This is a genomic window from Bacteroidota bacterium (genome assembly GCA_026391695.1).
Classification (GTDB): domain Bacteria; phylum Bacteroidota; class Bacteroidia; order Bacteroidales; family JAGONC01; genus JAPLDP01.
In genome coordinates, this window is record JAPLDP010000015.1 from 1 (window position 1) to 12,658 (window position 12,658).

Here is a 12,658-nt window from a genome sequence, read left to right on the forward strand (position 1 = left end):
TTAATATGCCGTATACAGAAATAAGAAGACGGACGGGTAAATGCGATATCTTATTGTATATCTGAGCGTAAGCAATAATAAAAGGGTAAATCAAGGTAATAAAAATACGGGTAATTACTAACGTGAAAATCTATGATAAAGAAAAAATAAAAAACGCACTACAATCGAGTAGGCGGCTCTGCCAGCTTGAACTGACGGGGTGCTCCTCTCCCCCCATACGCCTGAAATTAAGTTTGTTGACTTCTATTCATTTCATTTGGAAACTAAAGAAAGAACAACCCAACCAGGTAAATATGGATGCCATCTTTGCAATAGACGGATGCCATCTTTACAAAAGATGTCATCCGGGCATGACGGATGACATCTCTCAAAAGAGATGGCATCCGTGATATCAATTGTGGTTGACATTTTTATGCGTTCGCGAAACTCACCGGAACTATCGCTCAATTTATCCGGAATAACCCCTGATTATTCTTTCTTACTTTAACAAGTCTGACTAAAAAAGTTACCTTTCAGATTTAGAATCGTTTAATTTGTATAAATTTACAGTTCATGCTGATATAAAATATAAATACAATCGTATACTCATTCGTTACACAACATAATAAAAAGGTACCAGATAATAATACGAAAACAAGTACAAATGAGTAATAACGTTTAAATTAAATTGAAATGAAAAAAAGAAACAGATTTTGGAATTACTCATTATTAGTAATGGGCGTGTTATTAATGCTAACAAACAATTGTAAGAAAGACGATGACAACAATAATCAAGTAAAAGACATTGATGGCAATGTTTATCAGACCGTAATCATTGGTACACAAGTGTGGATGGTTGAGAACTTAAAAACCACCAAGTATAACGATGGTACGCCCATTCCACTAGTAACCGATGGAACTAATTGGTGGAACCATACCCCGGAATATTGCTGGTACAATAATGATATAGCAAATAAAGAAATTTATGGTGCATTATACAATTGGTTTGCAGTTGATACTGCAAGCAATGGCGGCAAAAATATAGCACCTATAGGTTGGCATGTGCCTACCGAGGCAGAGTGGACAATACTTACAACCTATTTAGGAGGTGACAGTCTTGTTGGCGGCAAATTAAAAGAAAAGGGAACAATCCATTGGCTAAGTCCTAATACCAGTGCAACCAACGAAAGCGGATTCACAGCTTTGCCTGGTGGTTACCGTGAATACACTGGTTCATTCTACTACATTGGCGACTCCGGTTACTGGTGGAGTTCTAGTAATCACGAGTTATATGCTCAAGATGCATGGTGTAGGCATATGAACTACTATTACAGTTATGCAGGAAGAGCATATTATGGTAAACAGTATGGGTTCTCAGTTCGTTGCGTGAAGGATTAAGACTATTTGATTTATTTTTCGCCTAGCGGTCGAACTTTCTTATAGAATCTAAAATAAAATATTAAAACAATTACGTTGTGTAATCGAGTCGACGGCTCCGCCAGCCGAAGCTGATGGAGAGCCCCTCCCCCACCATCCGCCTGAGGCGGAGTCACGAATACCCCGGTTTCCCGATTTCGTGGAGTTTATCCAGCTTTAAGCGGGACTCATCGCGACAGGCACTCATTATCATAGAATTTCAAGATAGTATTCCAGGAAAGATTGAAAGCCCCGCCTCTTCAGGCGTTCAAGAGTGATGGTTAACATTTTTATGCGTTTGCCGAAACTCGCCGGAACTATCGCTCAACATAAAAATAAAAAAAATCCTTGATTTTAGTACCTAATTAGATACCTTTGCAGAAAAAGTGTAAATGCCGACAATAGAAATCATTGACGGAATAAAAATTAACATTTACAATGGAGATCATAAACCTCCTCATATTCATGCCGTTTATAATGAATTTGAGGTATTGATAGTTATTGAAAGCAATGAAATTTTTGCAGGAAACTTACCTGGCAAACAATTAAAGAAAGTCTTTGACTGGCTTACAGGTAACTCATATTGGGCTTTAACCGTTTTTTATGAATTAAATCCATCACTAAAATGAGACGATATATCAAAACACCAAGGATTTTAAAGATAAACTGGATTAAGGGATTATCCTTATCTGTCGTATTCAACAACGGAGAATCCAGAATTATCGACTTCAGGAGAGTGTTGATGAAGATAAGTATAGATGAAAGATCAGCCGCTTCGATCCTCTTTGAACCAAAAGAATTTGCTAAAGTAGAGCTTCAGAACAACACCCTTTCATGGAGCAATGTAAAGCAGTTCATTACGATGCGAAATAATGAAAAGAAACACGTTCCGTTCGAGATAGGGGCTGATATATTATTGCGTTATAGCCGACCTGAAAAATCGGCCGTTTCAGTAAAAATCGGACGACTTATAAGAGAATCGAGGATGAAATCAGGATTGACACAGCAGGAATTAGCACTTAGAAGCGGAACAACCCGAAACTATATTTCACGGATTGAAAACGACAGATCCGACATCGAACTGGATACACTACGAAAAATAATTGAAATTGGATTAGGAAAGCAGTTGGATTTGATAATTAAATAACAACCGCTAATCGAGTAGGCCGCTCCGACAGCCATAGATGCCGGAGCGCCCCTATCCCACCATCCGCCGGAGGCGGAGTCACGGATACGGCGGTTTCCCGATTATGCTTCACTCAGAATTACGGATGACATCTCTCAAAAGAAATGGCATCCGTTGAATACTGAACAAACCTTACTGCAGATAAATTAATGCCGCAATAAAAGTCACACCCTCACAACTATCTTAGGATTTACCGGCGGGAATCATGTTGAAAATTGTTTCATTGCGATTAGCCCTCATTAGTCCCTGTGTATGACTAATTTCCCCGAGACTTGTGACTTGCTTGTTGTGATCTGTAAAATATACATTCCATTCGGTAGTACTTCAATGTTAATGGAGGAATTTTCAGGATCGACGGAAGAGCTTAAAACCTCTTTTCCGCAAATATCCATAATCCTTATTTTTAAAATTTCATTGTTAACTGAATGCCTTATCCAAAATTGATCTTGTGCTGGATTAGGGAAAATAGTAAAACAATCGCTAAATCCGTTATCAGGAACATCGAATGTCAAGTCGTTATGTATAATTGATTCCATAGAATAATATGACCAGTTTTTAAATTTACTGTGTAGCAGGTCTGTTCCGAAGGATAATACACCGTAACTGGTGTAGTCATAATTATTCCCGACTTTTATTATTGAACTACCGCTTTCACCCGGAATTCCACTTGTATAATGTATTCCGATATGATCATCATCAACATAATCTACCACACCATAATTATAATAAAGAGTATCACCATTATATTCATTTGTATCTATAGGTAGAATTGTGACCCCGGGGTAAGTGAATTTATAGTAAATCCCTTCTTTAAGCAGACTGTCGACCGAATTAAATCCAATACTTATCCAACCTGTTTTATCCCCAATAGGTTCCTCTAATTGAAGCACAGCAAGATCATTGTGCCACGGGGTAGGGTCTTTAAAGACAAATACCTTTTGTACCCAGGAACATGGAAATATGCTATTGAACTCTCCGTTGTCAAAAACCGGACAAACATATATTGAATCCATTCTAAGAGTATCTGAAGCGGTCATACCAAAAAAACAATGCCTGGCCGTCAGTACGTGCCTTCTGCTGATAATACTCCCTGAGCAGTTATTATGGAGGGTATCATTCCTCATTGAATATAATACTATACTGGTTCTTATCGGATATTTTGTCAGATCATAATCTAACGAAGCTCTTTTTTTATATGTAAACTGACTGCCCGGGTAAACATTATTTACGGGCGGAACCTGCTCTAATGTTTCGATTTCGGAATTCCATAATCCTAATGAATAATTCGTCTTATCACTTAATACTGTTGTGTCGAATTGAATATTCGTGATAGAATCTACACTTCCATTCATAAGATCAAAAACCAAAATAGTTTTTGTCTGCGCATTAGAATAAAGTGCACTAATTGTCAGAATAAAAATTTTGAGACCTTTCATAAAGTGAATGTTTCATTAGAGCTAACATCTGTGATTATGACTGTATTTATAAAACTTATCAGTATTCTCAATTAGTTCATACAAATATAACGAATTCAAATATTATAATCACTTTTTCAGGATGATTTATGGTAGTGCAGGTGAGGAAGAAAAGCAGGAATGGACCGGGAGGTGAAAGATGAAGAATGAAACAAAATCCTTCATCTTATATCGTTCATTCTTCATTCTTCTTCTTCTGGCCTTTTTTGACTACCTCAAAATTTAGCAGGTCGCTCTTAATGAACCAGTTCTGATAAAAAAGTTATTTTTAAATTTAGAATCGTCAAATTTGTTTATATTTACAGAACATGCTGATAGGTGAAAAATAACTACCAGTGTATACACAATCGTTATTGCCAATTAACGCAACCCTTCACCAATTTGATTCATCTTGAATAAAAATAATTACTATGAAAAGAAAAATATTTATTATCTTAATCCAGATGGTTTTTATTGCATCTTGTGAAAAGAGTGACAAAATAATTGAAATTACTAATGACTGTAAATTTTACGACAATATTCTAAGCACATGTTTTTATGGGATAAGTGGTTCAAAATACAATGAGATTATTATTACAGATAACGAGACTTATCAAACTTTTGGAGACTCAATTCGCATTCATCCTGCAAATGTTGATTGCGATACTGCAAAATTACCTTATATTGACTTCAATAAATATTCATTACTAGGTAAAAGGACTAATGGAGGAGGATGTAGCGCAAAATATGATAGGAAAATACTTAAAGACATAGAAAATAAGAAGATTATATACCAAATTTCAGTAGTTTATGAAGGAAACTGTAAAATGCTTTTAGGAAGTATGAACTGGGCATATATACCAAAATTGCCCAATGATTATAAAGTTGAATTTAAGTTAAAATAAGCAGACATAATTTGATTTATTATCAACATGGATTATGATTGTGATATAGCAGCTATTTGTAATATTGATAAACAAAAAACTTGGAAAAATTTAACATATGGAGAATGACTTATTTAATATAAAGCGATTAGTTTGATTATAAAAACAATATATTTCGGTAGATATAAAAAAATTGAAAAATTAACTGGCTACAATCGAGTAGACGTTCCCGACAATGTCGGGGTGCACCTCTCCCACCATCCGCCTGAGGCGGAGTCACAAATACGGCGGTTTCCCGATTTCGTGGAGTTTATCCCGCCCCAAGCGGGACTCATCGGGACAGGCACTCATCATCATCGAATTTCAAGATAATATTCCAGGAAAGGTTTATAGCCCCGCTTCTTCAAGCGTTCAAGAGTGATGGTTAACATTTTTATGCGTTCGTCGAAACTCGCCGGAACTATCGCTCAATTTATCCGGAATAACCCCTGATTATTCTTTCTTACTTTATCAAGTCTGGCTAAAAAAGTGGCAAAATCTTATTTTGATGTGCTGGAGATTGATTTGATATGAAAATACCGATTTTATTCATAGATACAGACTTATTTAGCATATTTCTCTTCTTCTTTCTTTGTCTGCCACACAAAGAAAGAAGCAAAGAAAAGTCACCGCTGCATAAAAATCACTAAAAATTGAGCACTCAGGCTAAAATTTATGAACTCCCCCGATTAAAATCGGGGTCAAACACCAGGGAACGAAGCGACCGAACGGCTTGGCTGGCTTAGGAATCGAGCCCTTAGTGGGTCGCCGAAAACCCAGGCTGTCTTTTTCTTTTCGTACTTTTCTTTTGGACATGCAAAAGAAAAGGACATCAATAGAAAAATAACTGACAATTACTACGAATAGCACATCAAAATATTATTTAGCCTATAAAGTTACCTTTCAAATTTAGAATCGTTAAATTTGTATAAATTTACAGAGCGTACTGATATAAGATTTTTTGCCAATATCGTACTTTCGAATTTCTGAATACCAGCATAAAAATTAAAACATCATGAAAAAAATCTTACTCGTAGTGTTGGGTTTTACAATTGCAATAAATCTATTTGCCGACCCAGTCAATCCTGAACAGGCAAAAAAAATTGCTAAGAATTTTTATCTACAAACTGCTAAAAACAAAGATTTGACAGATATAAATCTTACACTTGCTTTTATAGTAAAATCAAAAGATGTTTCGAACCAAAAAGGATTGCAGGTTCATGAAACATCAATCCTTTACATTTTCAATGTGAATCAAAACGACGGTTTTGTAATTGTAGCAGCCGACAATGATGTTACTCCCATTTTGGGTTATACTCTTTCGGGCAGTTATTCCGGTGCTGAAATGCCACCTGCATTTCAAAAACTTATCGAAAAATACAAGAAGGAGATCATTGATGTTTCTTTGAATAGCTTGCAAGCCGATAAAGAAATTCAAAGTAAATGGAACAAATTAGAAAATGGAGAAAGCCTTGTTTCGGAAAAAGGTGTGAAAAGTGTCAATCCGCTATTGGCAACTATATGGAACCAAAGCCCTTATTACAATTACCTCTGCCCTGGCGGCTCTGTTACTGGTTGTCCTGCTACAGCTATGGGTCAGATAATGAAATATTGGAATTATCCTGCATCTGGCACTGGTTTTCATTCTTATAATGAAGATGATTATGGGACTTTATCTGCAAACTTTGCTGCAACTACTTACGATTGGGGATCAATGCCAGACAATGTAACGAGTAACAATTATGCTGTTGGAATATTAATGTTTCATTGTGGTGTTGCTGTTGAAATGAACTATAGTCCCACAGGCAGTGGTGGATGGGTTATTGAAAATGATCAATATGGAAGCCATCCGGCATGTGTTGAATCTGCACTAAAAAATTATTTCGGTTATTCAACTTCAATGCAAGGGTTACAAAGAGAAAATTACACAAATGCGGCATGGATACAGCTATTAAAAACTGATTTAGATGCAGGCAGACCAATTCAATACGGTGGTTGGGGTCAAGGCGGTCATACTTTTGTTTGTGATGGTTACGACAATTATGATTACTTTCACATGAACTGGGGTTGGGGTGGTATGTATGACGGTTTCTTTGACCTTGACGCTTTAAATCCAGGTACTGGTGGTACTGGTTCCGGTGCAGGAACATATAATCAGGGACAGCAGGCATTAATTGGAATTCAACCTGCTTCCGGCGGAGGCACATCAATTATTAATATGTATTCATCAATAACAATTACTCCTAACCCGATTGATTTTGCACTACCTTTTGATGTAAATGCAGATGTAATAAATAATGGCACTTCAAATTTTAGCGGAGATTTTTGTGCAGCTTTATTTACGTCTGCAGGAACTTTTATTGATTTTATTCAAACACTAACAGCAAGCGGTTCACCATTGCCACCCAATTACCATTATACAGGCGGACTAACCTTTTCAAGCACAGGTATGATCACAGTACCGGGTAGTTATATCATTGGGATTTTTTACAGGGACCCCGGAGGTAATTGGAATTTAGCTGGTGACGCTTCTTTTGCAAATCCCGTTAGCGTTACAATTAGTTCACCAGTCTATTATATCCAACAATATTCACCTATTGTCGCAACTCCTGCAACTTTTGTTCAGGGTCAGGCAGCCTCCGTAAATGTAAATTTGGTTAACAACAATACTTCAACCTATTATGGAGTATATCAGGCAGCACTGTATGATTTAAACGGAAACTTTGTTCAAACAATTGGAATATATAATGAAACAATTGGACTACCTGCCGGTTATACTTACTTATCTCCTTATATCACTTTTAGCACATCAGCAATAATTGCAACACCTGGCACGTACATTTTAGCCATTCTGGAATTAGAAAATGGATACTCTACGTGGTATCTTGTAGGTGGTCAATATTATCCAACACCAGTAAACATTAATGTTGTTGCACCTGCATTGTCTCCCGACATTTATGAATCAAACAACATAGAGGGGGCAGCATACAATTTATCTTTGAATTTCTCCGGAAATACAGCTACGCAAAATACAAGTGGTTCAAATATTCATATTGGTGGGGATTTAGATTACTATCAAATAAACCTTGCTACAGGGTATAATTATTCTATAACAGCACGAGTTCATGACAGTTATAATAGTGGGAATGGTCAAACTTATACAGGTGATGTGATGTTTTCCTATAAATACAATTCCGTTTGGTCTGACAATTTCGACGACATAATGCCTTCAAATATTAATATTCCTTATGGAGGTACAATTATTTTCAACGTAGCCCCATATTTTACCGGTGAAACCGGTACGTACTTACTAGACATGACTATTACACAAATCGTAGGCATTGAAGAAAATGAGGAAATCGCAAATTCAATTACCCTTTATCCTAATCCTGCAAATGATTTCGTAAATCTTGACTTTACTAATTGCAATCAAAAAATAAGTGCGATTAAGGTTTATGATAATATCGGAAAAGAAATTTGCAGTTACAAATTAGCTGATTTTTCAGACAATATATATCAAATACCTATATCTGATTTATCGAATGGTTTATACTTTTTGAGTGTTGTTTCAGAAAATAAAGTATTTACAAAAAAATTTACCATCCAAAAATGATACTGACACAAATTAAAAAATCACTAATTGATGTAATATTATCAGGGTTGATAATAAGTTCTTGCGGAGTATCCCGAGATAATCAGCAGAAATCTGAAACCGTTGATTATTCTGGTACTCCAACTCTGATATATAAAACTAAGAAGGATTATTACAACAATGTCCCTGTAATCCTCTCGGCGGACAAGTCAAAAATCGTTAATTATCCGGCAATTTCCGACGTTTACTTTAAAGGTGTTTTAGCTTATCCTTTCCAACTTGCAGATGGTTATTTACTCGACAATAGAGGCATTAATGAAAATACAGCTTTTTTGAAATACACTTATGAAGAATACAGCAAACTAAAGGAATTACCTAAACTCACTGATTTGTATTCTTTTATTATTGATAAGGAACCGTTTGTTGAACTATACAATTGTGGTAATCGTTATAGGTTTAAAGACGAAATTGCTGAATTAAATGAAATTATTAAAAGCAATAAATTAAAGGATTATAAAAGATTGAGATAAAAGATAGCAAAAGTATTTTGTTTTAATTCATCATCACACACAGCCAAGCACTTTGGCAGGTCGCACTAGCCAACTCTGAAACCAAAACCCGCCAAAGAGATTGTCTGTTTTCCCAACGATTTTTTGCCGACAGTAAAAATACTAAATCTTTGCAGACTCATGAGACAGGAAAATGAATATACTAGATGATAAATATCTCAAACTATTGACAAACAATAACACCCAGTTGGTAATCGAGTAGACGGCCCCGCCAGATAAATAGGTTGGGGTGCGCTTCTCACACTATCCGCCTGAGGCGGAGTCACGTATACGGCGGTTTCCCAATTTCGTGGAGTTTATCCCGTTTTAAGCGGGACTCATCGGGACAGGCACTCATCATCATTCAACTTCAAGATAGTATTCCAGGAAAGGTTTATAGCCCCGCTTCTTCAAGCGTTCAAGGGTGACGGTTAACATTTTTATGCGTTCGTTAAAACTTGCCGGTATGGTTTTCCGGGTGATCTCTTTGATCTTATATTTCAGCTTGCACCTCACGGTACACACCCCCCAATTGACATCGGGGTAAGCTTTGCGACTTGCTAATGCTTCCGGTCGTCACTTTGGTGCATAATGGACCTTCACCCTCTGAACTGTTCTTCGATCCTATTATTTTCAAAAAACTATATTATATTTGCCCTTCAAGGCACATACAAACTCGTAAATGACAGCCCGGTATTAGATCCCCGCTTTCGCCGGAATGACGCTATGAGCGAAGGGGGATATAAAACCTTTATATCTGAAAAACACTAGCGTTGCGTTAAAACTCAAACAAATTCAATTGATTACATTTAACAATATATTTTCGTTCTTTGAAAAGTTTATCCATGATATAGAAAGCACCAGGTTCAAAGATGATGCGATCCAGAATATTTACATCATGCGTTTTCCCATCAGTGACATCGATAAACGTTGGCAAATCACCCCGAAGATCAAGTAGTGTATGAAGTTTTACTGCAGCTTTATGTTTGCGGAATTTAGCCCAGATAAATACACTTAAACAAAGATCAATCGTAGATGAATCAAGAGCATAAACTGTATTTTCAATATCAACCCTGAAATCATTGTCATTGATGTAAAGCGGACGAGTAATGCGAATCAGGTATTGAGCGAAATCAGCATAAATTCTCCAGTCACGGTGTTCATTAGCCCGAGTTAATGTCGAAACGACAACTACTTGTTGAATTCCCAAATGAAATGCATTTTCCTTGTGGGCATTTAAACAGGTAATAATATCTGTGATGCTTTCTCGGTGAGTGATTTGGCCAAAAGCCATACACAAAAATTGGTTCCAGCAATTTAAATCCCTGATTCGATAATCGCCATGATATCTCTCAACGCATTTAGAAAATTCATAGTCGTTGATATAGGACATTAATTGAGCGAATACATACCTGCCTTTATTCATGATAATCTTAAATTAAACTTAATTTTATCACAAATTGAAATCAAAAAATCAAAGAACGTCTTAAATATATTGTTTTTACTGTACTTTCAGAATGAAGAAATTTTTTTAACGCAACGTTAGTGAATGTGTTCAATAAATTACCATGAAAAAAATTTATTTTAAAATACTTTTTATTATAGCCTTAATAGGTGTTTCAATGTTTTATAATTACCCTGAGATTGCATTGAAACGTCCCCAGTCAGTCCATAAGTGGAGGCAATCGGATTGTGCCTCTATTGCATTGAATTACTACCAGGGAGGAATGAAATTCTTTTTACCGGAAACTCATAATCTTACTTCGGATGCGGGAACAAGTGGGAAATGCTGTACAAGCGAGATTCCAATTTTATACTATACGGTAGCCTCTTTATATAAGGTTTTTGGATACCATGAATATATCTATCGGATTTTTAATACACTTCTTTTTTTTCTTGGGTTGTTTTTTCTTTCCCGACTTTTATATTATCTGCTGAAAGATGTTTTTTGGGCAATTGCACTTCCACTGTTATTCTTCACATCCCCAATACTAGTATACTATGGGAATAATTTTTTATCGAATTCGTCTTCATTAGCTTTTTCTATTGTAGGTTGGTACTATTTTATTCGTTTCTCTTTTGAAAGTAAACCAAAGTGGTTTTACATTTCCATGTTTATTTTTATGATAGCCGCGGCTTTTAAGATAACAGGACTGTTTAGTCTTTTTGCTATTACTGGAATTTATATTGTAGAATTATTAGGGCTTAAGAATTTTAATGAAAATCATGAGGTATTTAATCGACATGTTCGATTTTTAATTCCAATTATTTCGATATTTATGATAATCGGTCTTTGGATATTTTATGCATATAACTTTAATCAGAAGCATGATTGTACTTATTTTTCTACCACGATTTTTCCTATATGGAACTTAGATAGAACAGAAATAAACGGAGTTCTGGATAATATCAGAAAGATATGGATAGATCAGTATTTCCACAGATCAGTCTTACTGTTCTTGACAATTTGTTTTTTTTTCGTTTTAATTTGTTTTAGAAAGAACAATAAGCTGCTTATCTATAGCATGCTTTTTATCCTGGCAGAAGTAATTGTATATATCATTCTTCAATTCTGGACATTTGCAGATCATGATTACTATACTATCGATATGTATATTTTACCGGTACTTATCGTTATTAGTACGTTTGATGTATTAAAGAGACACTTTAATAAGATATTTAGCTCGAAAATATCAAAAGTAGTTTTCTCACTTTTTCTGCTTTTCAATATTTATTACGCTCATCAAAAAATTAATGAGCGCTATAAGGGCTGGATGAACGATTTTCATGAGAATAGGGACATCTATTCTATTACGCCTTATCTGAGACAAATGGGTATTTCATCGAATGATACTATTATTTCAATTCCTGATAACAGTCATGTATCCCTATATTTGATGAATCAAAAGGGATGGACTGAATATACTGATGAAAGGTTTAACCGGGGAAAACGAATACATTATAATCAGGATAGTATCGGAATTCAATCTTCTATTGATAAGGGGGCAAAGTACTTAATAATTAACGGAGTGAAAGAATTATATACAAAACCATACGTGCAGAGTTATTGTTCAAATCTGATTGGGCACTATAATAATGTTTTGATTTTTAATTTAAAAGACAGTGGCAATAATTTTAATATTGTGAAGCGTACAATTGATACTATATTTAAATGCAATGCTGAATTACTTAGCAGTGACAGGCAGTTCTTCATCAGCGAAATTGATAATACTTTATTTCAGTTTGGTACGACCCAGAGTGATGAATTTGCTCATACTGGAAAATATTCATCCAAAATAGATGCAAGTTCACCATACGGAATGACGATTAAATTTAAAGACTTGAAGAATGGCGAAAGTTTTGCCATCAGTGTTTGGAGAAAAACAAATGACAAGTCAAAAAGTGGATTAATCGCTTCAGGTGTATATATTAATTGAAAAGTATACCACCTTCCCGTTGAAAAGTATACCACTTATCGGAGTTAAACCAGTTGCTTTGCAAGATCAAAAGCAACACAAAAACGATGATAAGCATGGAAACCAAACAAGAGATTATCAGGC

At 35.5% G+C, this 12,658-nt stretch carries 10 protein-coding genes; 7 read left to right on the forward strand and 3 right to left on the reverse strand.

Annotation, left to right across the window (positions count from 1 at the left end):
• The first annotated feature begins 672 nt into the window (after positions 1 to 672).
• The 3 genes from NT175_00285 to NT175_00295 all read left to right on the forward strand — a co-directional run bounded on the left by NT175_00285 (position 673) and on the right by NT175_00295 (position 2,542).
• Positions 673 to 1,377, forward strand: coding sequence for a fibrobacter succinogenes major paralogous domain-containing protein (locus tag NT175_00285; protein ID MCX6233151.1), 705 nt, complete (start codon positions 673 to 675; stop codon positions 1,375 to 1,377).
• Between the two features lie 410 nt (positions 1,378 to 1,787).
• The gene (locus NT175_00290; GenBank protein ID MCX6233152.1) at positions 1,788 to 2,024 is read left to right on the forward strand and encodes a DUF4160 domain-containing protein; all 237 of its coding nucleotides are present in this window, start codon (positions 1,788 to 1,790) and stop codon (positions 2,022 to 2,024) included.
• Positions 2,021 to 2,542 (forward strand): helix-turn-helix transcriptional regulator, encoded by a 522-nt coding sequence (locus NT175_00295; GenBank protein MCX6233153.1) that lies wholly within the window; start codon positions 2,021 to 2,023, stop codon positions 2,540 to 2,542. The genes NT175_00290 and NT175_00295 overlap by 4 nt, the downstream gene beginning before the upstream one ends.
• Positions 2,543 to 2,820: 278 nt before the next feature.
• Here NT175_00295 and NT175_00300 read toward each other — a convergent pair whose 3' ends face one another.
• Positions 2,821 to 4,017 carry a T9SS type A sorting domain-containing protein gene (locus NT175_00300; protein MCX6233154.1) on the reverse strand — a complete coding sequence of 399 codons (1,197 nt, stop codon included), beginning with the start codon at positions 4,015 to 4,017 and terminating at the stop codon, positions 2,821 to 2,823.
• 449 nt (positions 4,018 to 4,466) lie between these two features.
• Between NT175_00300 and NT175_00305 the strand changes: the two genes are divergently transcribed.
• From NT175_00305 to NT175_00315, 3 genes are all read left to right on the forward strand, one after another.
• Positions 4,467 to 4,940 carry a hypothetical protein gene (locus NT175_00305; GenBank protein ID MCX6233155.1) on the forward strand — a complete coding sequence of 158 codons (474 nt, stop codon included), beginning with the start codon at positions 4,467 to 4,469 and terminating at the stop codon, positions 4,938 to 4,940.
• A gap of 1,033 nt (positions 4,941 to 5,973) precedes the next feature.
• Positions 5,974 to 8,571 carry a thiol protease/hemagglutinin PrtT gene (locus NT175_00310; GenBank protein ID MCX6233156.1) on the forward strand — a complete coding sequence of 866 codons (2,598 nt, stop codon included), beginning with the start codon at positions 5,974 to 5,976 and terminating at the stop codon, positions 8,569 to 8,571.
• A complete protein-coding gene (locus NT175_00315) occupies positions 8,568 to 9,080 on the forward strand; it encodes a hypothetical protein (GenBank protein ID MCX6233157.1) in 513 nt (170 codons plus the stop codon). Before NT175_00310 ends, NT175_00315 begins: the two co-directional genes overlap by 4 nt.
• Positions 9,081 to 9,458: 378 nt before the next feature.
• Here the strand turns inward: NT175_00315 and NT175_00320 are convergent, their stop codons facing one another.
• Both NT175_00320 and NT175_00325 read right to left on the reverse strand, forming a co-directional pair.
• Positions 9,459 to 9,614 (reverse strand): hypothetical protein, encoded by a 156-nt coding sequence (locus tag NT175_00320; protein ID MCX6233158.1) that lies wholly within the window; start codon positions 9,612 to 9,614, stop codon positions 9,459 to 9,461.
• 262 nt (positions 9,615 to 9,876) lie between these two features.
• Entirely contained in the window at positions 9,877 to 10,524 is a 648-nt protein-coding gene (locus NT175_00325) for a DUF4372 domain-containing protein (protein MCX6233159.1), read from the reverse strand.
• A gap of 142 nt (positions 10,525 to 10,666) precedes the next feature.
• Here NT175_00325 and NT175_00330 point away from each other — a divergent pair, with 142 nt between their 5' ends.
• Positions 10,667 to 12,535, forward strand: coding sequence for a hypothetical protein (locus NT175_00330; protein ID MCX6233160.1), 1,869 nt, complete (start codon positions 10,667 to 10,669; stop codon positions 12,533 to 12,535).
• Positions 12,536 to 12,658: the final 123 nt, after the last annotated feature.